General features: G+C 44.4%; 14 protein-coding genes and 1 pseudogene. 13 read left to right on the forward strand and 2 right to left on the reverse strand.

Annotated features, from left to right (window positions below):
- Positions 1-126 precede the first annotated feature (126 nt).
- The 6 genes from RKD52_RS02215 to RKD52_RS02240 all read left to right on the forward strand — a co-directional run bounded on the left by RKD52_RS02215 (position 127) and on the right by RKD52_RS02240 (position 13,321).
- Positions 127-915: an SGNH/GDSL hydrolase family protein gene (locus RKD52_RS02215; protein ID WP_454098493.1), complete on the forward strand. Its 789-nt coding sequence runs from the start codon at positions 127-129 to the stop codon at positions 913-915.
- A 101-nt stretch (positions 916-1,016) separates the two neighbouring features.
- Positions 1,017-2,885 (forward strand): cell wall-binding repeat-containing protein, encoded by a 1,869-nt coding sequence (locus RKD52_RS02220; protein WP_454098494.1) that lies wholly within the window; start codon positions 1,017-1,019, stop codon positions 2,883-2,885.
- Positions 2,886-3,281: 396 nt separating this feature from the next.
- Entirely contained in the window at positions 3,282-7,916 is a 4,635-nt protein-coding gene (locus tag RKD52_RS02225; RefSeq protein ID WP_454098495.1) for a cell wall-binding repeat-containing protein, read from the forward strand.
- A gap of 189 nt (positions 7,917-8,105) precedes the next feature.
- Positions 8,106-10,214, forward strand: a complete 2,109-nt coding sequence (locus tag RKD52_RS02230) for a cell wall-binding repeat-containing protein (RefSeq protein WP_454098496.1) — start codon at positions 8,106-8,108, stop codon at positions 10,212-10,214.
- 62 nt (positions 10,215-10,276) lie between these two features.
- Positions 10,277-11,038 carry a hypothetical protein gene (locus RKD52_RS02235; protein WP_454098497.1) on the forward strand — a complete coding sequence of 254 codons (762 nt, stop codon included), beginning with the start codon at positions 10,277-10,279 and terminating at the stop codon, positions 11,036-11,038.
- A 48-nt stretch (positions 11,039-11,086) separates the two neighbouring features.
- Positions 11,087-13,321 carry a SpoIID/LytB domain-containing protein gene (locus RKD52_RS02240; protein ID WP_454098498.1) on the forward strand — a complete coding sequence of 745 codons (2,235 nt, stop codon included), beginning with the start codon at positions 11,087-11,089 and terminating at the stop codon, positions 13,319-13,321.
- 880 nt (positions 13,322-14,201) lie between these two features.
- Here the strand turns inward: RKD52_RS02240 and RKD52_RS02245 are convergent.
- Positions 14,202-14,381 carry a hypothetical protein gene (locus RKD52_RS02245; protein ID WP_454098499.1) on the reverse strand — a complete coding sequence of 60 codons (180 nt, stop codon included), beginning with the start codon at positions 14,379-14,381 and terminating at the stop codon, positions 14,202-14,204.
- Between the two features lie 204 nt (positions 14,382-14,585).
- Here RKD52_RS02245 and galU point away from each other — a divergent pair, with 204 nt between their 5' ends.
- The 7 genes and pseudogenes from galU (at position 14,586) to RKD52_RS02280 (ending at position 25,537) form a co-directional block, all read left to right on the forward strand.
- Complete coding sequence (gene galU, locus RKD52_RS02250; RefSeq protein WP_454098500.1) at positions 14,586-15,461, forward strand: UTP--glucose-1-phosphate uridylyltransferase GalU; 876 nt, start codon at positions 14,586-14,588, stop codon at positions 15,459-15,461.
- A gap of 15 nt (positions 15,462-15,476) precedes the next feature.
- Positions 15,477-16,785, forward strand: a pseudogene (locus RKD52_RS02255) (UDP-glucose dehydrogenase family protein).
- A 130-nt stretch (positions 16,786-16,915) separates the two neighbouring features.
- Positions 16,916-18,664 carry an N-acetylmuramoyl-L-alanine amidase gene (locus RKD52_RS02260; protein ID WP_454098501.1) on the forward strand — a complete coding sequence of 583 codons (1,749 nt, stop codon included), beginning with the start codon at positions 16,916-16,918 and terminating at the stop codon, positions 18,662-18,664.
- 177 nt (positions 18,665-18,841) lie between these two features.
- The gene (locus RKD52_RS02265; RefSeq protein ID WP_454098502.1) at positions 18,842-19,840 is read left to right on the forward strand and encodes a methyltransferase domain-containing protein; all 999 of its coding nucleotides are present in this window, start codon (positions 18,842-18,844) and stop codon (positions 19,838-19,840) included.
- Entirely contained in the window at positions 19,840-22,518 is a 2,679-nt protein-coding gene (locus RKD52_RS02270; RefSeq protein ID WP_454098503.1) for a glycosyltransferase family 2 protein, read from the forward strand. The genes RKD52_RS02265 and RKD52_RS02270 overlap by 1 nt, the downstream gene beginning before the upstream one ends.
- 40 nt (positions 22,519-22,558) lie before the next feature.
- Positions 22,559-24,199, forward strand: coding sequence for a glycosyltransferase family 4 protein (locus RKD52_RS02275; protein WP_454098504.1), 1,641 nt, complete (start codon positions 22,559-22,561; stop codon positions 24,197-24,199).
- 78 nt (positions 24,200-24,277) lie between these two features.
- The gene (locus RKD52_RS02280; RefSeq protein ID WP_454098505.1) at positions 24,278-25,537 is read left to right on the forward strand and encodes a nucleotide sugar dehydrogenase; all 1,260 of its coding nucleotides are present in this window, start codon (positions 24,278-24,280) and stop codon (positions 25,535-25,537) included.
- A 245-nt stretch (positions 25,538-25,782) separates the two neighbouring features.
- Here the strand turns inward: RKD52_RS02280 and RKD52_RS02285 are convergent, their stop codons facing one another.
- Entirely contained in the window at positions 25,783-26,004 is a 222-nt protein-coding gene (locus RKD52_RS02285; protein ID WP_454098506.1) for a hypothetical protein, read from the reverse strand.
- Between the last annotated feature and the right edge of the window lie 230 nt (positions 26,005-26,234).

Raw genomic sequence — 26,234 nt, forward strand, 5'->3', positions numbered from 1 at the left:
TTTTGATTGAGATTAATCCCCAAAATTACGTAAAATTTTCATAAATATCCTTAATAGTCTTGCAGGTATGCCGATGCATAACTATGATAGATTGTAGTACTTTTCATATTTTGGAGGAATACGGAAATGAATAAAATCGTTACAGCATGTGTCGTCATCCTGACCTTGTGCGCCCTTATACTTGGAAATCATCACTGGAATCAAAAAATCAGTTCCGTAAAGGCGCAGGAAGATCCAGCTAAGTCCGAAGAGACTCAGCAGGAAGAACAGCCAAAATGGCAAAAGTATGCGGCTAACCTTTCCGCGCCTCTTAAAGAAAAAATAAAGAAAGCTCAAGAGGGAGGCGCGCCTCTTAAACTGGTTGCGGCCGGTTCTGAGAGCACGTCGATTCAAAGCACAGGCTGGCCGGCTCTGCTTCAGTCAAAGCTTGATGCAGCTTACGGAAAAAACATTTTCAAAATCACGGTCCTATCTTACCCGGAGGGAACCACAAGAACGTTTTTGAATGAAAACCATATGGAAGATATCAGCAAGCAAAAGCCGGATATCCTGCTTTTGGAGCCTTTTTCATTGAATGACAACGGAAATGTCGGCCTGGACAATACGCTTCTGAACCTTGAAGAGATTCTCTCAGACATTAAGCACTCAAGTCCGGGGGCAGTCATTTACCTTCAGCCGTCACATCCCATTTTCAATGCAACCTTCTATCCTAAAGAAGTGGACGCTTTAAAAGAGTTTGCAGAAGAAAAAGACCTTACATACCTCGACCACTGGACAAACTGGCCGGACGGCAAAGATGAAAAAATCAAAACGATGCTGACAGAAGATCAGCAGGCCCCGAATGTTGAGGGCAATAAAGTCTGGGCAGAGTATCTCGCCTCCTACTTTATCGATAACCGAGAAATAGATCCTTAAGAAGGGTCTATTTTTCTTTTTATTGGAAATTTATACAATACTTGATTGGTTTTTATGTTAGTATTTTACTAGAATCTATTATTTGGAGGAACGTGCGTGCAATGAAAAAGATGCTGGTTTTGACGTTTATGACGGCTGTTTTTTTTCTGATGTCGCCCGCCTTATCGCAGGCTGCGTCTGATTTTGGTTCTGTGCAGGCAAAGGTTAGTGAGAAGTGCAACTATGATCCAAAAACACAAGAGGAAAAATTCATTCCTTATCAAACGGGAAATTGTCTATTGACGAATGTTGCACTGGAACTTGAAGTTCCTGCAGAAATAGTAAAAGCGGTCGCTACTAAAGAAAGTGTTGACTGGCAGCAGTTTGACGCTAATGGAGACCCGATTATTTCAGGGGACGGCGGGATTGGCATTATGCAAATAACGGTGTATCCTGCAGGTGATAAAGAACTGCTTGAGAGAAATGCGGTATTTAATATTTACTCAGGTGTTAAGAGACTGAAAGATTACATGATTGTTCCAATTGGAACTGGCAAGCCTGCTCCGGTTATCCAGGGAGATGATCCGGATGCCTATCTTGAGAGATGGTATTTTTCAGCACTGCGCTATAATGGCATAAAGCCTAAAAACAGCCCTCTATTGATTTGCGGAGGAGATGGCAGCAGAAATTCAGGGGCATATCAGGAAGAACTTTACTCCCTGCTGCAGTCAGACAGCGGAAAAGGCATACAGGATATAACAACCCGCATATCGCACATCGATATGGCGCCTTCAGACTTCTCCTATACGTGCGGATCAGCAGACAATATTATATTTAATAAAACAAGTTTTACACTGAATGGACCGATGACAGAGACAAAGCATTTATTTAATAAAAACGATACGCTCATTACATACAACGATGATACAGCCGATCCGAAAATTCGGTCTGGAGCGACTGGATCAGCGCCCCTTGTAAAAGCAGGAAAGGGGATTGCTGTAAAGACAGCGGGCGAATTTGTTTATGACACAGCTTCTGGTTCTACGAATCAGTTTGTCTGGTATCCGGTTCAGCTCAAAGATTCTCAGACAAAAGGCTATATTGCCTCAAGCTACCTGAAACGTGTCACAACAAGACTTGCAGGAGACAATAGGTACAATACAGCAATTGAAATATCAAAAGAAGGATGGAAGCAGTCAGGTACAGTTGTAATCGCAACCGGACAAAACTTCGCCGATGCTCTTTCAGGAACACCCCTGGCAGCTAAACACAACGCACCTCTACTTTTAGTTAACAGCAATCCGAATGCTGCAAACACTGCGGTCTTTAACGAAATTAAGAGACTTAAAGCAACCAAAGCCATTCTTCTTGGCGGAAGTAACGTTGTAAGCTCTACTACGGAAAACACCTTAAAAGAATTAGGATTGAGCGTTTCAAGGATTGCCGGTTCAGACCGTTATGTAACATCTGCTAAAATTGCAGAACAGCTTTCATCAGCTGCTGCTGTTCTTGCAATCGGCGACAACTTTGCAGATGCCGTTTCAATCGCGCCATTTGCTGCTAAAAACGGCCATCCAATTCTGCTTACAAGAAAGGCGAGTATTCCGACAGCCGTCAAACCGGCCCTGGCCGCAGCAAATAAAGCGTACGTGATTGGCGGGGAAAGCGTCATTTCAAAAGAAGTATTTGATTCTCTTGCAGGCAAAAACCCTGTCAGATTAAGCGGCAAGGACCGATATGCAACAAGCAAAGTCATTGCGCAGGAATTGCCTCTTGGAAACAATGAAATTTTTGCCGCAACCGGGGAGAACTTTCCTGATGCTCTGTCAGGTGCTGTTCTTGCATCCATAAACAATTCTTCTATCCTGCTGGTAAAACCGACTAAACCTGGTTTAGATGTTATCGATATCTATCAATCAGTCACGATTCTCGGAGGGCCGACCTTGATTACACCTAAGATGGAATCGGATATGATCAACCTCCTGAAATAAACCCCAGCCTGCCGGACACCTCCGGCAGGCTTTTTCAATATTCCCCGGGAAACATGTCGCCTTATGACAAAACATGCCGGGACCAATTCCTCACTGGAAATCCTATACCAAAATATAAATGGAATGTGCATAAAAACTCGGAGACTGTCATCTGGCACCTTTCTGCTTTTTGCTTTTAAACATCGATGCATCAAAGGATAACAGGGTTTTCTGAAGCTTTATCCATGTCGTAATTTGTCTTTATTTTATTAACGAATAAAAGTTTTTATAAATGTTTGACTATTCAATATTTTGCAAATAGAATAAGAGAGTAAATATATTCTATCTATGTAAAAGGAGGGATAAATTAGAAGTTTTTGAGAATTGCGAGGCTAATTTACTAGGGGGGTCAAGTAGTTGAAAGTTAAGCTGAAAAGATCGTTATTTTTAATGTTCGCTTTCTTGCTGGTTTTCTCAAATGCTGTTATGGCAGCTGGTCCAACGGTTCAAAAAGGGAACGCCAATACCGAAGTGCAGAAAAATTTCGGCAAGCAGACACTTAAAAATCCTGAAACAGGAAAACAGTATAAGAGTTCAGATAAAGTACGTGTAATTGTCGAAGTAGAAGGCGAACCTGCAATTACATATGCAACAAAACAAGGGAAGAAATTTGATGCTCTGCCGAAAGCTAAACAGGACGAGCTGAAAGCTGATGCTCTTAAAGAGCAAAAAGCTGTCAAAAATCAAATCGCTTCCAAAAATCTTGGAATGAAATTCGAACAGGAATTTACAACAGTCGTCAACGGTTTCTCCGGAGAAGTTGAATACGGCAAGATTGCTCTCATTGAGAAGCTGACTGGGGTAAATAATGTAACAATTGCTCATGAATATGAGCGTCCAAAAGCAAAGCCTGATATGAAGTACAGTAAAGAACTGGTTGAAGCGCGCGAGTCATGGGACCTTGGCTATGACGGAGAAGGCATGATCGTCGGAATCATCGACACAGGTCTTGATCCAAGCCACAAAGACATGATTTTAAGCGAAGATACAGTTCCTGCCCTTTCTGAAGGTGCTGTAAATGACGCTAAGTCTGAGCTTGGCCTTCCGGGCAAGTTCTATACAGCAAAAGTGCCATATGGCTATAACTATATGGATGAAAATGAAGAAATCCTTGACCTTGGACCTGGCGCTTCCATGCACGGCATGCATGTCAGCGGAACAGTAGGTGCAAATGGCGATGAAGATAACGGCGGATTAAAAGGTGTAGCTCCTGAGGCGCAGCTTTTAGCTCTTAAAGTTTTTGGAAATGATCCTGAAATGCCTTCTACATGGGGCGATATTTATATTAAAGCAATCGATGATGCCATTGGACTTGGAGCCGATGTACTGAACATGAGCTTAGGCTCGACAGCATCGTTTGTACTTCCTGAAGATCCTGAGCAGATGGCCATTGCAAGAGCTGTTGAAAATGGCGTCGTTATGGCTGTTTCGGCCGGTAACTCTGCTCATTTAGGGAATGGCTTTGCAAACCCGTATGCAAGCAACCCTGACGTTGGAGTAGTAGGAGCTCCTGGTCTGTCTTACGATTCACTTCAGGTCGCTTCCCTTGAAAACTCTACAATTGACCTTGATGCAATGAAGGTGGATGCAGATGGTGCTCCATTTGGTACAATCGGATACCAAAAACAGGACGGACCTAAGTTCCTTGATAAATTTAAAGGGCAAAAGCTTGAAATTGTATATGTAGGCGACGGTCAGCCTGCAGGTTATGAAGGAAAAGATGTTAAAGGTAAAGTTGTATTTGTTGTACGGACTGGAAGCTATTTCTATACAAATATCCAGAAAACCGCTGAAGCACAGGGTGCTGCAGGTGTCATCATCCGCGGATTGCCTGCACATGGCGATTACGTGAATATGGCTCTTGATAAGCCGGTTATTCCAATCATCTCCCTGAGTGTAGCTGACGGAAACGCGCTTGAAGCACAGGCGAAAGCAGGCAAAAAGCTTGAAGTAACATTTGGTGATGATAAAGTAGCGGCTCCAAATGCGGAAGCCGGAAAAATGTCAGCCTTTACTTCATGGGGTGTAACGCCTAACCTTGATTTCAAACCTGAAATTACGGCACCGGGCGGTAAAATTCTGTCTACATTCCAAGACAATCAGTACGGTATCATGAGCGGAACATCTATGGCTGCTCCACACGTTGCCGGCGGATCTGCAATTGTTCTTGAGAAAGTGGACGAGCTGTTTGATCTTGATGGGGCAAAACGAGTTCAGATGGCGAAAAACATTCTTATGAATACGTCTCAGCCAGTAATGGATAAGGGACTTGTGAATAATGCGCTAGGATGGGAAGTTCCTTACTCTCCGCGCCGCCAGGGTGCAGGCCTGATGAAGCTTTACTCAGCGCTTAACACTCCTGCTGTAGTAACGGAGTCAAAAACAGGAGAAGGCAAAGTAGCTCTTAAAGAAGTTGGCGATCAAGTGGAATTTACTCTTGATATTAAAAACTTCAGTGAGCAGGCCGTTTCTTACGATGTGAAAGCTAATGTTCAAACAGATTTCGCTAACGGCGGGTCACTTGGATACAATTACGACGAGCTTGAAGCTCAGGAACTGATTGACGCGGTAATCAAAGTAAACGGCGAAGAAACAGCGAAAGTTGATCTTGCTGCCGGTGAAACGAAAACTGTAAAAGTTACTCTTGATACTTCAAATGCTAAAGTTTTAGGTGATGATTTCGAAACACCAGTATCTGTAAAAGATGTCTTCAAAAACGGATACTTTGTAGAAGGATTCGTCACATTCTCGGCTGAAGGCTTATCACAGCTTACTGTTCCTTATGTCGGATTTAACGGCGACTGGGGCAAAGCGCCAATCCTTGATGCCATGAATTTTGACACAGAGAACGAAACGTTCTACGGAGATGCAGGGGTAGTGACACGCGACGGAAACAGCTTTAACTACCTTGGTTTTGATGCATTCAACAGCAAAATGCCGTTTGATGCACGCAAAATTGCGATTTCACCTAATGGTGATGGAAGCCAGGACGAGATCATTCCTGTTCTGTCCTTCCTGAGAAATGCGAAAGAAGTGAAATTCAACGTTCTTGACGAGAACAAAAACCAGCTGCGCGCAATCCGTACAGAGCTTGAAGTCCGCAAGCATTATTTTGACGGCGGCTCAGGTCCGACGTACTCATTAAATCCTGCTGCACAGTGGGATGGAAAAGTGAAAAATGCTCTTGTTAAAGACGGGCAGTATTACTATGAAATCGCTGCTGCGGTCGATTTCCCTGGTAAAGCTCCTCAAAAAGTACACGTGCCTGTTATCGTTGACACGGTTCAGCCGACTTTAGAAGCTGAATTCAACAAAGATACAGTCACATTTGAAGGATCAGATGACCGTTCAGGTCTTGCATACTTTGATATCCTTGTTAACGGCGAGTCTGTTATCGGCAAAGATAAAGCCGGAAACCCTCTGACTCTTGCACCAACAACAAAGGAATTCAAGATTGCAGATCTTAAGGCCGGTTCAACTGTAACGGTTCTTGCAGCAGACCATGCAGGAAACACTTCTGCTAAAGAATTTAAAGGCGTGAATGACGGAACCATTCCTTCAATCATTGCTGAGCTTCCTGAAGCACTGGGAACGTATGATACGAGCGAAGTGCCTGTAAAAGGCTATATCACAGATGAGTCTAAAGTGACGAACTTTACAGTTGCAGGAAAACCTGTAGAGTTGAAATGGAACGCTGAATTAAAACGCTATGAATTTGATACAAAATTGACGCTTGAAGACGGCTATCACAGCGTGACAATGGCGGGAGAAGACGAGGCAGGAAACAAGATTTCCTTCATCAAACGCTTCTTCGTAGATACGACAGCTCCTGAACTGACTGTTGAAGCACCTTCTTCTGTTAGTGAAGCAACTGAAAAAGTAACGCTTAAAACAACAGCATCAGACAATTTCGAAGAGCTTCGTGTGACAGTTGACGGAGATGAAGTTTTCGTTAACCTTCTGAAAGAGCCTTACGGAATGAACAAAATTACGAAAACGCTAAGCACGGATGTTGCCCTTCAGCCTGGAGAAAACACATTCATGGTTGAAGCAACTGACCTCGCGGGACACAAGACAGTAAAAGAAGTAAAAGTATACCGCGGAGATGATAAAGTCAGCCGCATCAGCGGAAAGAACCGCTATGAGACAGCTGCAGCAATCAGTGCAGAGGGCTGGGAAAGCTCAGAGCTTGTCTTCCTTGCAAAAGGACAGGACTTTGCAGATGCTTTAGCAGGTGTTCCTCTCGCAGCTCAATATGACGCTCCAATTTTACTGACAGATTCAAAAGGTTTGTCAGGTGCTACAAAAGCAGAACTTGACAGACTTGGTGCAGAAACTGTTGTCATCCTTGGAGGAACAGGTGCTGTATCACAGGCTGTAGAAGATCAGCTTGAGAAGCTTGGTTATGATGTTGACCGTATTGCAGGTAAAGACCGCTGGACAACGGCTGCTGCTATTGCAGAAGAAGTAGCTCCGGATGGATCTGAAGATGCAGTCGTAGTCAATGGCACAAGCTTTGCAGATGCTCTTGCTGTAGCTTCTTATGCAGGGCAATACGGCATGCCGGTTGTCTTGTCGCAGAAAGATAAGCTTCCTGGTGCATCAAGCAAAGTTCTTAAAGAGCTTGGTGTTAAAAACACATTGGCAGTCGGCGGACCAGTGGCCCTTGCTGACAGTGTAGTGAAAAACCTTCCTGGCGCTGAGAGAATCTACGGCAAAGACCGTTATGCAACAAGCGTGAAGCTTGCCGAATTCTTCGAGCCGGAATTAGACGTTGTTTATGCAGCTACAGGTCTTAACTTCGCTGATGCATTAGCAGGCGGAGCACTTGCAGCCAAGCATGAAAGCGGAGTAATCTTAGTCGGCAAATCACTTTCTTCAGATGTGCGCAAGTTCTTTGGAGAAAATGAAATCGGCGAAGTAAAAGTATTTGGCGGTGAAACGGCCGTTTCAAATGACGTGCTTGCTGAAATTAACCAGCTTGTACGCTAAGAAATAAGAAAGAGCTGCCGGATTTGATCATCCGGCAGCTTTTTCCTGTTTTCATGACAAAAGTAACGGTTTATGAAAAGCAGATTTCCCTATTTCTTTTTCATTCTCAAAATTTAATAAAATTGGCAGATAGCCGGTGCTATAATAGGAGAGTACTAGCGAATCATGCAGAAAAAAGGAGAGTGAACGATGAACAGCAAGTCATGGATGCTTGGCATCCTTCTATTTGTCATGCTATTTTTGGCCCCGAACACCGGTTTTGCAGAAAAAGTGCTGGTGATTGATCCGGGTCATGGAGGCAAATTCAGCGGCACGTGCGGACTGACGGGGAATACGACCGGCTTCTGTGAAAAAAACGCCAACCTGATTGTTTCTCAAAAAGTAAGAGATTTGCTTAAGACAAGCGGGATCAAAGTTTATCTTACGAGAGACAAGGATATGGAATTTGCTTCTTACCTGAAAAAAGCGGACGGAAGTACAGACGGCGGGGACTTTGATATCCGCATGAGAACCGCCAATTCATTTGCAAGCGGAAACAATGATAACAGTGTCTTTATTTCTCTCCATCATAACGCACATCCAAGCAATCCATATGTAAAAGGCTATGAAACCTATTTCTACAATGGTGTTGATCATGCAAAGGAAGAGTATCCGCACGATCCGATGCAAATCAAGTACTTGGAAGACAACCGCAGACTGGCGAATGAAATTCATCCGACAGTGCTTGCGAAGCTTGGATCCATCGACAGAGGCATTATGGATGATCAGAGCTTTTACGTCATCCGCAATGCGCAGATGCCTGCAGTCCTTGTAGAAATGGGCTTCATGACAAATCGTGAAGAAGAAGCGCGCATCAAAACAGCTGATTTCCAGAACAAAGCTGCACAGGCGCTTGCCACATCTGTGGTCAATTATTTTAAAGTTTTTGAAGTTTATGACATGAACAGCAATAAAAAGCTTTATACGTCAAAATCAAAAGATCAGGCCCTTACATACGCGAAAAAACAGTCAAAACCGGTCAGAGTTTTTGACAAAAATGCTCAAAAAGATATCTACAAAACAACGGCTCTCTATGAGGTGCATCACCGTACCATCGGCAAACTGGGAGACTTCTATACCTCACCGGATGCCATGGAATATGCACAGAGCTACCGCAATACAAGACTGGTCTATAAAAGTACAGGATTTACACTATGGTCTAATTTCCTTCCTGCTAAATACGAGCTATACGTAAGCGGCACGAAGAAAGGAAGCTACGTAGACTTTGAACATGCGCGCTATATTGCAGAGAAGAATGCTCCGAATGCAAGAGTCATTAATAAAGTTTCGGGTGAAATTGTCTTTACAAATATCGCAAACGACAAAGTGACAAGAAAGCTTCCTGTCACAAAGCTTGCCGGGGATGACCGCTACAAGACAGCCATCAGCGTGTCGCGGAAAATGTACCCTGCAGGTTTTGCAGACAGCAAGCCTGACAAAACGATTCTTATTGCAACAGGCACAGAATATGCGGACGCTCTTTCTTCCGGACCGCTCTCACGCAAGCACGGCGCAGCGCCGATTCTTTTAGTGAAAGGAACCTCGCTTGGGACGGACACCGTAAATGAAATCAGCCGCCTTAAAGCGAAAAAAGCGATTATTCTCGGAGGAGAAGTCGCGGTTTCAAAAGGCATTGAAACACAGCTGCAATCAATGAAACTCTCGACACAGAGAATCAGCGGAGCAAACCGCTTTGAAACGAATCAGAAAATCCTGAACGAGGTCGGAAATGTTGACGGCTATTTCATTGCTTCGGGCAGAAACTATCCCGATGCATTGGGGGCAGCACCAATCGCAGCCCAGAAAAATTGGGCCATCATGCTTTCAGATACAAAATCACTTCCAAGCGCGTCAAGTGCAAAGCTGAAAGGCAAACAGGCTCTTATCGTCGGAGGGACCAGTGTGCTGACATCTGCGGTCGATACGCAGGTTAAAAACGCTGGACCGTCAAGCTACACGCGTTTAGCCGGGGAAAACCGGTATGAAACGCTTGCTAAAGTATTATGGAAATTCGATTCTAGTTTAAGCTCAGATTCTATCATGGTATCAACAGGAGCGAACTTCCCGGATGCTCTGGCCGCAGCACCGCTTTCCATCATAACGAAAGCACCGCTGATTTTGACAGGCCCGGCGATCAACCGTCCTCTTGAAACGTACATTATGGAATATGGCGGCAAGCACCACATGAAGGAAATGACGCTTGTAGGCGGGGCAGTCCCTGCTGAAATGAGCAGTGAGATCTTCAACAGAATCAGATAATAGAAAAGATTCGGGCTTGAAGTCATATGCCCGGATCTTTTTTTAGATAAGGAATGATAAATATGAAAAAATGGATGTTTATTTTGGGTTTGACTCTCTTAATTGCAGCCGGCTGTTCTCAGGAGCCGGAAGAAGCTGTACAAGAACCGGAATCAGAAGCTCCGGTACAGGACGAAAAACCTGCGGCAGAACCAGAAAAAGAGAGCAAGCCATCAGAAGACACTGAGCCGTCAGATCAGGCAAAGGAAGAAAAAGAGAAAGAAGAAGGCGATGAAAGTTCTAAAGAAATGACAGGAAATTCCGATAAAAAGAAAGAGAGTAAGAATAGTTCGGACGGTCCTTACAAGGCCTACCGTCCTAAGACCGGAGCAACCAAGCAATTTGAGGAACAGGGCACCGTTTTGCTGACTGAAACAATTACCGCAGCCAACGATGACTATGTTCAGATTGCTCTGAGATTAGGAGATTCAACAACTACCCAGATCTATAAGTGGACAGGCTCTGAAATGACTCTCGTCTATGAGGACAGAGAGCTTCAGGACCACACGTCAGATCTGCTTTATACATTTGAACCGAATATGAATGAAAAGCTGCTCGGTGAAGGTGCTGACTGGAAGCTGCTTGATTCATCAGCAGCGGTTGAAACCCCATACGGTAAGATAGAGAACGCGGTTGTCATTCAGAAAACATCAAATGAGGTAGTGGGAGAAGAAACGATTTTCACCAGGTATTATGCACCCGGCCTTGGACTGGTAAAAGAAGATTTTGAGCTTACAGGCGAAAATGGGTATAAGGGTGAGTCAAGTCTGTCCTCTGTTGAATAAACTAGTAATTCTATAAGCTCTCAATCTATTATTGCGGAGGAATTACTGTTGAATAAGGTTTTTATGTCAATTGTTGCGTTAACACTCTTCTTTTTGTTTTCTGAAGAAAATGCGTTCGCTGCTTCTGGTAATCCTTCAGAAGTCTCTGTCAGTCTGAAAAACTATGTCGGAAAAGCAAAGGAAGTTACGGTCACAGTTGACGGTGAATATATGCTGTCAGGGGAATCCGGCTATCTTTTGAAAAAAGGCAGTACGTATAAAGTGAAAAATGAAAACGGAGTGCTGGTGCTTTACAGCGGAAGCGCTAAAGCGAAAACTCTCGGCAGCTCAGGCACGTTTAATCCGGTGAAGTATGGAACAGACAATGTGATCAGCATTAACGGGCGTCCATATTTGGGCACGATGAAGTTTACCGTTGAAAACAGCGTCTATGTGCGCCCTGTGAACCAGCTTCCGCTTGAGGATTACCTGAAAGGCGTCGTGCCGGGAGAAATGTTTCCAAGCTGGCCTGTTGAATCCCTGAAGGCGCAGAGTATAGCAGCCAGAACGTTTGCCCTGAAAAGAATCAATCAGACAATAGACGATACCGTCAGCTTTCAAAAATACGAGGGCTATATCTGGTCAGCTTCCGCTTATGGCAACACCAATACAGCTGTAAACCGTACGAAAGGCCAAGTTCTAGAAGCGGACGGCAAGCTTATTGACGCTACTTACAGCTCAAGCAACGGCGGCCGGACGGAAAACAATGCCAATGTATGGACGTCGGGAACGCCATTATCCTATCTTCCTGCAAAAAAAGATCCTTTTGATCCGGTGAACAGCTGGACAGTCGCTGTAAACGAAGTCCAGATCAACCCTGCGTCACTGAACCTTGCAAATCCGGGATCATGGTGGACAGCTGTAAAAGAAAAAGATGAAAAATACGCAGCAGCCATAAAAACCTGGCTGAAGACAGATAAAAATTATACAGACAAAGACCTTAAGATTGTCAATGTGAAAAACCTTGCAGTATCAAGTGAAAAAACAAGCGGCGACCGGAGAAAAACGGGCAGCTATCGTCTTGAATTCTATGTGAAAAACGCAAATGGAACCTATCAGATGAAAGATGGAAAAATTGCGACGGTCGTCAAAGAAGGCGTCAATGTCAATATCTCCATTCTCCGTTCCATGTTTGGAACAACGAATTTTAAAAGTCATCTCATTGACTCTCTTACACTTGAAAAAGGAGTCTATACGTTCAGCGGACGCGGCTATGGACACGGCGTCGGCATGAGCCAGTACGGTGCCAAAGCCATGGCAGACCAAAATCAGAAATATATGCAGATTACGGACTTCTATTATCCTGGAACGAATTATGATAACTACATTCACAGTGTTACTGAAGAAATTGAAGGGGACGACCGCTACGAAACAAGTTCGGAAATCGCCAAATTTGGCTGGTCCACTGCTAAAACCGTCTTCATCGGCAGAGGAGACAATCCAGTTGATGCTTTGACAGGAAGCGTACTTGCCAAGAAGTTTAATGCTCCGCTGCTTTTGACAAATCCGAATCAATTATCAGATTCAGTCAGACAGGCACTAAATACGTTCGATCCAGCAGCCATCATCATTCTGGGCGGAACTACTGCTGTATCTGAAGCTGTTGAATCAGAATTAAGGAACATCGCACCGGCGGTTGAGCGCATAAGCGGCTCTGAACGCTATGAAACGGCAGCCATGGTCGCAAGACAGGTCGGACACTCAGGTGAAATTTTCATCACATCCGACAGCAGCGATTCACCTGATGCATTGTCCATTGCCTCTTATGCGGCAGCCGAGCAGATTCCCATTCTTTTTGCAAAAAAAGATGCCGTTCCAAAAGCTGTCTCTGATTATATAAAAGACAGCGGAGTGCGCAAAGTGACTGTTATCGGCGGAGATGTCGCTGTGTCTGCCAAAGTGTTTGCTGACCTTGAGACACTTGTCGGTAAAGGAAATGTAGATCGTGTAGACGGCAAAAACCGCTACGAAACCAGCATCAATATCGTCAAGAAATATAACCTTGATACCCGCAAAATCTTCTTTGCACAGGGAACTGAATTCATTGATGCTCTTCCGGGCTCAGTGCTTGCAGCCAACACAAGATCACCGATCATCCTTGTTGACCAGGATTCTGTTCCGACGCCAGTATCAAGCTATATTTACGAAAATATGACCTTTATCCCGCATATTCACTACCTTGGCGGAAAAGGTGCAATCACAGCACAAAACCGAATCAATCTGCAAAACTGGTTTTTGCAGTAGGTCATTCAGCCGGCTCTCGATAGGAGAGCCGGTTTTTTATGTGCCTGCGGGATGGCGGCGATGCAGGTTCCTTTAGTCCTTGCTGCGCTGCTAAAAGCAAAATGCCCAACTGCAGTTAGAGAAAGAGGGGGAAGGCGGATTGATTTTTTTATGGCACTTTTGGTATGAGGGAGTGGCTGTGAAGTGTTGTAAACAGGTTTTAACAACACTTTGTGGTTGAGAGAGCGTTTGGAAAGTGTAGTTAACAGGTTTTAGCAACACTTTGCGGTTGAGTGAGTGGTTGGAAAGTGTAGTAAACAGGTTTTAGTAACACTTTGTGGTTGAGAGAGCGTTTGGAAAGTGAAGTAAACAGGTTTTAGTAACACTTTGCGGTTGAGAGAGCGGTTGGAAAGTGTAGTAAACATGTTTTAGTAACACTTTGTGGTTGAGAGAGTGGTTGAAAAGTGAAGTAAACAGGTTTTAGTAACACTTTGCGGTTGAGAGAGCGGTTGGAAAGTGTAGTAAACAGGTTTTAGTAACACTTTGGGGTTGAGAGAGCGGTTGGAAAGTGTAGTTAGCAGGCTTTAGCAACACTTTGGGGTTGAGAGAGCGGTTGGAAAGTGTAGTAAACATGTTTTAGTAACACTTTGTGGTTGAGAGAGTGGTTGGAAAGTGAAGTAAACAGGTTTTAGTAACACTTTGTGGTTGAGAGAGTGGTTGAAAAGTGAAGTAAACAGGTTTTAGTAACACTTTGCGGTTGAGAGAGCGGTTGGAAAGTGTAGTAAACATTTTGCAACACCGGGCTGATTCCGCATTTCGCATTGTCTAGCTCCGCCTTCCAGTCCTTCTGTCAGAACAAAATCGCCCATAAAGGCAAAAACCGGCCTTTATGGTCGATTTCTTATCTGACTGCCAGGCCTGAACGTTCGGCTCCGCTTTTCGTGTTGTCCAGCTCCATCGCCCAACTCCTCGGCCAGAACGGCTCCGCCGCAAAAAGCAAGACCGGCTTTTTCCGGCGGATCCTTTTCTGTCCTTCGGAGCTAACCGGGCGATTCCGCTTTTCGGCATTGTCCAGCTCCATCAGCCAACTCCTCTGTCAGAACAAAATCCCCCAAAAAGTCAAACCCGGACTTTTCGGGTGATTTCTTATCTGCCTATCGGAGCTAAACGGCTGATTCCGCTTTTCGGTTTACCAAACTTTCATAAAACATTAAAGGAATCAATCCTCCCTGTGTTGTACTATTATAGGAGAGACTCTATACGACATTACCGGGGGGATTTTGACATGCGAGTGAGGAAAGCGATTATTCCGGCGGCGGGGCTTGGTACGAGGTTTTTGCCGGCTACGAAGGCACAGCCGAAAGAGATGCTGCCGATTGTGGATAAGCCGACGATTCAGTACATTATTGAAGAGGCGGTTGCGTCTGGGATTGAAGATATTCTGATTGTTTCCGGCCGCGGGAAGCGTGCCATTGAGGATCATTTTGATAAATCGTATGAGCTTGAAGAGACGCTTGTGAAGAAAGAGAAATGGGATTTGCTCAGCAAGGTTCAGGGTATTTCCGAGCTTGCGAACATTCATTATATCCGCCAGAAAGAGCCGCTTGGTCTTGGGCATGCAATTTATTGTGCGAGACGTTTTATCGGCAATGAGCCGTTTGCTGTTATGCTCGGGGATGACATTGTCCAGTCTGACGTGCCTTGCCTGAAGCAGCTGATTGATGTGTACGATCAGTTCCAGAGCACTGTCATCGGCGTGCAAAAGGTCAAGCCTGAAGACGTGTCCAAATACGGAATCGTCAGTTATAATCAAAACGAAAAGAAAGCCGATAACGTGTACAAAGTGCGGGACTTGGTTGAAAAGCCAAAGCGTGAAGAAGCTCCTTCGAATACTGCGATTCTTGGCAGATACATTCTTCGCCCTGAGATTTTTGAGATACTCGGAAATTTAAAGCCGGGGTCTGGAGGGGAAATTCAGCTGACAGACGCGCTGAAAGAGCTTTCCCAAAAAGAAGAGGTAACAGCGTACCATTTTGTCGGCAAGCGCTATGATGTGGGAGATAAGCTTGGTTTTATCCAGGCGACAATTGATTTTGCGATGGATAATGAAGAGCTCAGAGATGATATTCTGACGTATATTAAAAGCAAAGTTTCAAAGTAGAAAGGTAGGATTCTTTTGAGAGTATCAGTAGCCGGAACAGGATATGTAGGACTGGTTACAGGGGTGTGCCTTGCAGAAATCGGGCACCGCGTAACATGTGTGGACATTGACGAGCAGAAAATCGCAAAGCTGACTCAGGGGATTTCACCTATCTATGAACCGGGTTTAGAAGAGCTGATGAAGAAAAATCATGAGGCTGGCCGTCTTGATTTTACGACTGATTCAGCACAGGCATACGGGGAGAGCAACGTGATCTTCATCGCGGTTGGGACACCTGAGAATGAGGATGGCTCAGCTAATCTTACATATGTAAACGCCGCAGCCGAGCAAATGGCGAAACAGCTGAAAAAGGATGTCGTGGTCGCGGTGAAAAGCACCGTTCCGGTCGGGACAAATGAACATGTGCTGAATGTGATCAATCAGCATAAGCCTCTCTCCGTTAAAGTTGAGGTTGTATCCAACCCTGAATTCTTAAGGGAAGGGTCAGCGATTCATGATACGTTCCATGGAGACCGCATTGTCGTCGGTTCAGAGACGGCATCGGCCGGTAACCTCCTTGAAGAACTTTACAAGCCACTTGGCATTCCTGTCGTCCGGACTGATATTCGGAGTGCAGAGATGATTAAGTATGCAGCAAATGCGTTTCTGGCCACAAAAATCAGCTTCATTAATGAAATTGCCAACATCTGCGAGAAGCTTGGAGCAGATATTGAGGATGTGGCAGAAGGCATCGGAAAAGATGCGCGGATCGGGCCGCAGTTTTTAAAAGCAGGCATCGGGTACGGCGGCTCCTGTTTTCCAAAGGATACGAAAGCCCTCGTTCAGCTTGCGGGAAATGTGCAGCACCAGTTTGATCTGCTCGATTCGGTTATTTCGGTTAACAACCGCCAGCCGCTGAAGCTGATTGAATCTGCCAGAAAGCATATGGGCAGCCGTCTCCGGGAAAAAAGTAGCCCTTCTTGGTCTCGCTTTTAAGCCAAATACAGATGATGTGCGCGAAGCGGCATCTCTGGTCCTTGCCAAAGAGCTTGTTAAACAGGGGGCGGATGTTTCGGGCTATGATCCAATCGCAGCAGAAGAGGCCCGTAAAGTCCTCGGAGATTCCATCACTTACTGTGACTCCGTTTCACAAGCGATTGAAGGCGCTGACGCAGCTTTTATCGTGACAGAGTGGGACTCCATCACTTCTTATCCGATGGATCTTTACCGTGAAAAAATGAAGCGGCCGCTGCTCTTTGACGGCAGAAACATTTACAGTCTCCGGGATATTCCGGCCTGGATGACTTACATTTCTGTAGGAAGAAAAGAAATTGTACGTGCATGACTGCCCTCAAATTTGAGGGCCATTTTTTTGGGGATTTTTCTAAAGTTTTCCCAGTTGGATGCGATATATAAAAGGAGTGGACTGTGCGGAAAAAAGTCCCAGTATCAATCAACCGGGAGGAACAAATAGAATGAAAAAGCTTTTCGCCAGCATGCTGGCCGTTTTACTGCTGACTGCTGGAGTCTTTCAGGCGATGCCGGCTCATCAGGCAGAAGCAGCTGCCGCCTTTACCTACTATGCCAAAAATGACTTTCAAGCACGGATAGGACCTGGCGATCATTATGCCAAAGCGTTAAATGTTCCATTTCAGACTGCCTTTGCTGTAAAACAAGGCGCAATTAAGAGTGGCTGGGCAAAAATTCAGCTGAACGGCAAAACACTTTATGCGAAATCATCTTTTATTACTAACAAAAAGCCGGCAAAAATCTATTTCAGCTACTATACAAAAGAACCGGTGAGTTTTTACGCAGGAAGAGGGACTCATACGAAACGATACGGGTCTATTGCTGAAGATGCCATCGTCAAAGTTGGAAAAGGAACGGTTTTAAACGGATGGGTGGAAATTCTGCACAATGGAAAAACCTATTATGCGGACTATTCCAAGCTGACATCCAAGGCACCGGTCTATTTTACTTATTATGCGGTGAAAGATTTCACTTTATATAATGAAAGAAACAAGATAACACCGAAAAAAAAGGTATCAATAGACTCTGCAGTCAAAGTGAAAAAAGGCAGCGTGCAAAACGGGTGGAGCCGGATTGAGTACAATGGCCTGAAAGGATACGCCCCGTACAGCAGCATTGCAAGCAAGCCTGCTGCGGCCGTTTATTTTACATATTACGCCAATAAAAATACGGGCATTTACCATTCAAACAGCACATCTTCAGGCAAGCTTGCCTCTCTTTTACTAAATAATCAATTGAAAATCAAAAAAGGCAGCATTTCTAACGGTTGGGCTGTAACATCTTTTAACGGAAAAGATGCCTATGTGCCATCGGCTGACATTGTGAACAAGCCTATACCTGTTGAAGCGGAAGATCTTACTTACTACGTAAGAGAGGGATTAAATCTCCGCTCCCAAAAAACAACTGCTTCAAGCATTATCCTGACCATTCCTCAAGGGAAGCAAGTGGAAATCCTGAATCCTGAAGAACTGAAGGAAGAATGGATTTCTGTCAGATACAGCGGAAAAACGGGGTTTGTGAAGACGAGCTACCTGACTCTTGAACCGCAGCCTAAAGAAACAGCTCTTTCAAAGACAATTGTCCTTGATCCGGGGCATGGGGGGAAAGATCCTGGCGCCATCGGCAACGGTCTTCAGGAAAAAACGGTTGTGCTTGATGTCGGAAAGCTTGCTTCAGATAAACTGAAAAAGCTTGGCTACAATGTTTACATGACAAGAGATAATGACACGTTTCTTTCATTAAATGAACGGACGGACTTTACTTATACGAAAAATGCCGGTGTCTTTGTCAGTCTTCACATGAATGCGAGTACAGCTGCATCAGCAAACGGCACAGAAACGTTTGCAACAAACGGTTCGAATGCAAGTGCAGCTGCATCTGCAAACAGTTCGAAAGCAAGTAATAGCTTCAGGACTTCTTCTCTTACCCAAGGTGAGAAGGATGACAGTGCAAAGCTTGCGGAATTTATTCAGGCAAGATTAATCAAGGCACTCGGCACAAGAGACAGAAGCACAAAAAAAGCAGAGTTTTACGTGATTGACAAAAACTACACAAGATCTGTCCTTGTTGAAATGGGCTTTATCTCAAATGCAAAAGACGCGGCCATTTTCAAAACATACGACGGCAAAAATAAAGCTGCAGAAGCCATCACACAGGGCGTAAACGATTTTTATCTGTGGAAGAACGGCAAGTGAAACAAAAAGACCTGAAACACGTGATCCGCGGTTTCAGGTTTTTTTATGGTTGTTAACGAAAGACTATATTCGATATAATAAGTAGGTCCTTGCAGAATACGTCGAAAAATTATGCAAAAACTACATATAGAACTTATACAACTTACGTTAAGCCATTAGCTAATTGGAGGAGTTTTTTTGAGTAAAAATATCATAGATCGCGTCAATGAAGCTTATTATGGAGCTTTAGGAACGGATTTCAGCAAAAAAACGAGAGAACGCATCAACTGGATTGTGACACGTGTTACTGGAAACAAGGTGCTGGATATTGGCTGTTCACAAGGTATTAATGCCATCCTCCTCGGACGGGAAGGCAAAAAAGTAGATGGAATCGATATCTCCCGGGAATCGATCGATTACGCCATTAAAGAGCTTGGCAAGGAACATCCGTCCGTTCAAGCTTCTGTCACATTCAAAGTATCGAATTTCATGACTGATGACGAAATTGAAAAGGATTATGATACGATCCTTCTGACAGAGGTGCTTGAGCATATCAGTGATCCTGAAGCTTTCCTTAAGAAAACCCTGGCTCATCTTAAGCCGGGCGGCAGACTGATTGTCACCGTCCCGTTTGGCATAAATGATTTTATCGACCATAAACGAACGTACTATTACTCATTATTGGCAGAACAAATCGGCGCTCATTTTAAAATTGAGTCCTTTGATTATTTAGGAAGATGGTCAGGCGTTGTCTGCACCGCTTCTCCTGAAGAAAATCTGCCTTTTTATACAAAAGAGAATCTGCAGAAGCTTGAACAGGGATTCTACGCCTTGGAAAGAGATTATATGCAGCGCATCGGAACACTTGCAGGGCAGAATGCAAAACAGGAAAAAGAGCTGAAAGAGCTTCAGCAGCCTAAAGAATCTGGCGACAGGCATTATGAAGAGCTGAAAGCACAGATTGCAAAGCAGGAGGAATATATCCGCCAGCTACAGATTGAGACAGTTGAGCTTTTAAACCGCGAAGAAGATGCCCTGAAAGCAGCTCTTGCAGCCGTTAATAAAATTGAAGATGCGAACCGAAAAGCATCTTATATTGAGCACCGCTATAATGTCCTTAAAAAATCCCGATTTGGCAGAGTTCAGCTGAAGTACTGGGCATTGAAGAAAAAACTAGCCGGAAGAGGTAAGAAATAATGCTTAAAGTGGAAATACTCAAACGTTTAGAGAAAGTCCGACTAACTAGAGCAAAGAAAATGGGATATGACATCGAAGAGGAGCATGTGCGGAAAAATGAAAAGCCCCTCTACGATAAAGGCATCAGCGTTATTATCCCAACCTATAAAGGTGAAAATGTCATCAGAAAATGCCTGATTTCATTGGCTGATCAGACAATTGATCATTCCTTGTTTGAAGTGATCATTGTCATTAACGGCGAAAAAGACAAGACAGAAGAGATGATCGGACAGATTGCTCTGGAAAGAAACATGTCCAATATCCGTGTTGTGACAATGGACGAGGCAGGAGCATCGATTGCGCGCAATAAGGGAATTTCGCTTGCAGCACGTGAATATGTCACGTTCCTTGACGATGACGATTATCTGTCTGCCAACTTCCTTGAGGAAATGTACAAGCAGGCAAAGCCTGATACAGTTGTTATTTCTCAAATTTACAATGTTGAGCCGAGCGGAAACATTCAATCTTCCAATCCGATCAACCGCCAGATTTTAAAGTCCGTCATCAGCAAACAAAGTCCGTATATGAAGCTGCATTCTGTTCTGACAATCAATGCATGCAAACTTATTCCGACTTTGTATGTTCAAAAATACAAATTTGATGAAAAGTTAAAGAGCGGAGAAGACGTTGTCTTTTTCACAGAGCTGCTTGTTAAAAATGACCTTCAGTTTGTTGTGGCTCCTTTAACCAAAAAGGCTGTCTATTATAGAACCCTTCGGGAAAATTCAATTTCCCGCCAGGCAATGACATTTGATTTTAACGTGATACAGCGCGCTGACTGCATTGAGAAGATGAACAGTCTTCTCGTTCCCGATCTGCCTTTTGAAAAGCGCGACTTTATCGAAAGAAAGATCAATGCACAGGTCTCGTTCATCGTGAAATACTATGAAGAGCATAAAGATGAATATGACCGCATCATGAAAGAGATTTCGTCAAGAAGACCTGTTTACTTCCCGTACCATCTGCTGAACAAGGACCGCGTTGAGCAGTTGGTTGTTTCATACTGCTTCCCTCCTTATAACGACACAGCCGGGAATGTTATGGCGAAGCGTATGAGAGAGGCAGGCAAGGTTTCAGATGTCATCTACAATACGATGGACAAAGTCCGGACAAAAAATGCATCCCTGAACCAAATGGTGGATGATTTAATTCATACAAGACTTCCAATCAATTCACCGTCGAGCTTTTCACACTGGGCCCATATTAAAACGTTCGTAGACATGGGGATGAAAGGCGCAAACGAATTAGTTGAGAAAAACGGCGTTCATAAGCAGGTATTCAGCCGTGCGATGTGGGCAGCCTCCCACTTCCTGGCGTATGAGTACAAAAAGAAATACCCTCAGACAAAATGGGTCGCTGAATTCTCCGATCCATTGATCTATGACATCGAGGCTAAGAAACGTCTTGTTGATATTACGGATCAGGGGTATTTAAAGCAGCTTGAAGCAGATGTGAAAAAAGCAGGGTTCCCGTCTCCAAACGATGCAAGTCTATTTGTATGGTGCGAATACCTTCCGTATATTTTTGCAGATGAACTGATTTTCACAAACAAAAATCAGTATCAGTACATGATGGACATGTTCCCGATTGAGGAAATTAAGCCGATCATTAAGCAGAAAGTTGTCATCGAGCCGCATCCGACATTGCCGGAAAGCTATTACCACATGGAGGAATTCGATTATCCGCTTCTATCGGAAGACCATGTGAACGTTGCTTACTTTGGAAACTTCTACAGTAAGCGGAACCTGAACGACTTGTTCTCAGGTTTAAAAGAAGCACACGCGGATACTCAGCGCAAAGTCCTGATCCATGTCTTTACGGCTAAACCGACAGAGCTTGAAGATCAGCTTAAAAACGATCCGCTTGAGGACTCCATTATTGTCAACGGGTTTGTCGATTTCTACACGTTCCTGAACCTTTGCACAAAGTTCGACTGCCTGGTTGTCAATGACTCAACAACGAAAGACAACAAGCCGATCAATCCTTATCTGCCGTCTAAACTGAGCGACTACAAAGGAAGCGGCACGGACATTTGGGGCGTTTATGAAGAAGGCAGTATTCTCGGTCAAAGTGAAGGCATCACTTATTTGTCTCCACTAAATGATGCAAGAGCTGCAGGCACTGTTTTTGACAAAATGGTAGCGAAGAAATTTTCCGGAAAGAAAGCAAGAAAGCTGGAAAAAGCACCGATCGCTCCGCCTAAACCCGCAGCTGCTGCGGGCGGAACAGCCGCTGACACAGTATTCGAAAAGAGCTGGGTTAAAAAGAAGGAAATGGAACTCCAGCATACAGCAGGCACAGATCAAGAAGAGCTTGAGAGACTAAGCCAGCTTGCCGACCGCCTGATTCAGGACAAGAAAGAAATGGAGCAGGAATTTAAAACCATCCTGACAGCTATTGCCGATGATGTGGAATCAAGGGAGAACCTTGGTGAGCTGATCAGCAAACAGGAAGCTGCAGGACTGAAAAGATCCGGCATCTCTCCAGAAATGATTTCAGCAGGACAGGAACAGCAGAAAAAGCTTCTTGAAGAAAAAGAGCGTACCATCAGCCAGCTGCAGACAAAATTGACAAAACTGCAAAATTCCAAACTTGGAAAATTACAGTTGAAATATTGGGGACTAAAACGCAGAAAATAAAGGTATGTCTCATATTTTTCAATTGACGGGAGGGGACATCATGCTGAAAGAGCCGGTTAAAAAAATCACTTTTTTTGATAAATGGCCGAAAGATACAAAGAAAAGCTTTGATGTTCAGATTGACGGAGGCGCACAGCTGGACATCAAGATTGCCCAGCTGACAAAAGACGCCGGTCCGATCATTCTTTATTATAATAAAGGCAATAGAGTTGACCGCAGTCTGAACCCGGGCTATACGTACATCGCAAGAATTGACGGTACAGTAAGCAGCGGGGTTCAGGTGCAGCAGGTCATTGTCGGCTATGACAGAAATGACGATAAGGTATATGTTCAGTACAATCCGCTTGGAAGTGAAATGAATTTAAGCTTCCCTGCGAACGTGGCGAGTTATTCCATGGGTATCAGACTTTCAGGGTCAGGAGAAGCCGCTATAACAGACTTTTCCGTTTCAGCGTACAACGTGCCGACTTCAGACAGTCAGAAAGAGCTGTTTTTAAGACATCCTGAAACTGACTACCTGATTGTCACGAATGTGTATCCCGAGAAAAACACATATTACCAGAACATGTTTGTTCATAAACGTGTGCTCGGGTACCGAGAAAATGGCATTAATTGTGCCATCTACCGATTGAACACATCTCCGGCAAGTATCGCTCACTACGTTTATGAAGGTGTGCCCGTCTATATTGGCGGAGAGGATGCGCTGACAAACCTTTTAAATGCGAAGCCATATAAGAAAGTGATGTTTCACTTTATCAATGAAAGAATGTACCGTGCTGTCCGCAAGTCAAAAGCGCGCTACACGCCAAAGCTTGTATGGGTGCACGGGTTTGAGACAACAAAATGGTACCGCCGCTGGTTCAACTTTTACCAGAGCACAAAAGAAATCCGCAGCAGCCTTGAATATGCGAAGCGCAATCAGGCGCAGCTTGATTTCATGGCAGATCTTTACACCACGGAAGATGACGACATAAAATTCATCTTCGTTTCGAAATGGTACAAAGAGAACGTTGCTGAAAAAGATACGAACACCATCATCAAAAATTACAGCATCATTCATAATTCCATTGATGACGAGCTGTTTGATTATGTAGAAAAAACAGAAGAGCAGCGCAAACGGATCTTAACAATTCGCCCGTTTGCTTCAAGAACGTATGCGAATGACCAGACCGTGAAAGCAATCCTTGCACTTAAGGACAAGCCGTTCTTCGAAGATCTGACCTTTGATATTTTCGGCCAGGGTCCTTTGTGGAACGAAACCGTCGAGCCGCTTAAAGGGATTCCGAATGTTCATCTGCACAATTACTTCTTGTCCCAGAAAGAAATTGCAGAGCAGCATAAATCCCACGGCGTCTTTTTAAGTCCATCACGGATGGATTCGCAAGGGGTATCTCTTGGAGAGGCGATGTCAAGCGGTCTTGTGCCTGTAACATCAGCTGTTTACGCCATCCCTGAATTTATTGATGATTCATGCGGCTTTCTTGCAAAAGGGGAAGACTACATGGGACTTGCAGAAGCCATTGAATATCTTTACTACAATCCAAAAGCATTTCTGCAAAAATCAGAAGAAGCTGCGCATATCGTAAGATTCCAGTGCGGCAAGCATAAAATGATTCAGGCGGAACTGAAAGAAATTAAAGAAAAAAAGGAAGAGAAAGTTCTCTTAGAGCAGGGCAGCTGAAATCATTGACACAGTGTTTCCTAAGCTGTAATGTGGTATGAGGGAAATTTTTGAACAACCAACTGGAGGAGAATTCACATGAAGATCGCAACACTAGGTCTTGGTTATATCGGACTGCCGACTTCTATTATGTTTGCAAAGCATGGCGTTGACGTGCTAGGCGTAGATGTCCAGCAGCATGTTGTTGATTCATTAAACCAAGGCAAAATTCATATTGAAGAGCCTGGATTGCAGGAAGCGCTTGAAGAAGTAATGGCTTCCGGCAAATTCAAAGCATCAACACAGCCTGAAAAAGCAGACGTATTCATTATTGCCGTTCCAACTCCAAATAAAGACGATCAATATAAATCAGTCGATTTAAAATATGTACTGAGCGCAGTTGAAATGATGATTCCTTTCCTTGAAAAAGGCAACACGGTCATCGTAGAATCAACCATCGCACCGCGTACAACAGACGACCATGTAAAGCCGCTTCTTGAAAAGCACGGCTATACAATCGGCGAAGACATTTTCCTTGTGCATTGTCCTGAGCGCGTTCTGCCTGGACAAATCATGCATGAGCTTATTCACAACAACCGCATCATCGGCGGTGTGACAGAAGCATGTAAAGAAGCAGGATCAAAAGTATACGGAACATTCGTTCAAGGCGAACTGATCCTGACAGATGCTAAAACAGCTGAAATGTCCAAGCTTATGGAAAACACATTCCGCGACGTCAACATTTCACTTGCAAATGAGCTTGTGAAAATTTGTACGGAGCTTGATATCAATGCTCTTGACGTTATTGAAATGGCCAACAAGCATCCGCGTGTAAACCTTCACCACCCTGGACCGGGCGTTGGCGGACACTGTCTTGCAGTTGACCCGTACTTCATCGTGGCAGAAGCTCCGGAGCAGGCTAAACTCATCTACCAGGCGCGCGACATTAACGTTTCTATGCCTTCCTTTGTTGTAGAAAACGTTTCTAAAATGCTTGGCGGCCTTGACGACAAGAAAATTACAGTCTTCGGATTAACATACAAAGGCAACGTCGATGACATCCGTGAAAGTCCTGCAATGGACATCTACCAGCAGCTTAAAATGGCCGGTGCAAACGAAGTCATCGCATACGACCCGCATGTTCAAAAAGACTGGGTAGAAAAAGACATCAAAAAAGCAACAGAGCAATCAGACCTTGTACTTGTTCTGACAGACCATAACGAATTTAAAGCACTTGATGCTTCTGACTTCACAGCAATGAAAACAAAACGTATCTTTGACACGAAAAACGTTGTAAAGAACTGCCCTGAAGAGATCACGTACATCAACTTCGGCAACCTTTACAAATTCGTTAAGTAAGAAAAAAGACGAAATGGGGACCATATTAGTTTATGGTCTTTTTTTATTCCGGAGGCTTCATTCCATTGATTAAATGGAGCGCTTTGCGGTTAAATCCTGCACAGGGGCTGAATAGAGGGAAAGCGGGGATACTGGAGTAAGAAGAGGCACTGTATGTTTTTAGTTCACCTGACCATTTATTTATAGAGAAATAAAACTCCAGTGAATTGGAGTGGAACAGTCGGCTCCGTTTCTGTCCTTCGGAGCTAACCGGGCGCTTCCGCTTTTCGGTGTCCAGCTGCGCCTCCTAGTCCTTCTGTCAGAACAAAATCCCCCCAAAAGTCAAAACCGGACTTTTCGGTTGATTTTTTATCTGACTGCCAGGCCTGACCAGTCGCCTCCGCTTTTCGGTGTTGTCTAGCTCCAGCGCTCAGCTCCTCTGTCAGAACGGAACTGTCGGTAAAAGCAAAGAACGCCTTTTCCGCCACTTCCTTATCTGGCTCCCGGAGCTAAACGAGCGCTTCCGCTTTTCGGTAGTGTCTAGCTCCAGCGCCCAACTCCTCGGCCAGAACAAACTGCCCCAAAAAGTCAAAACCGGACTTTTAGGGTCAGTTCTTATCTGTCTGTCGGAGCTAACCGGGCGCTTCCGCTTTTCGGTGTGTCAATACCTTTACAATTCCTTGTAAAACTTGAAAGGTCTTTGGACTAGGTATATTAT

Source organism: Metabacillus sp. SLBN-84 (assembly GCF_053629595.1).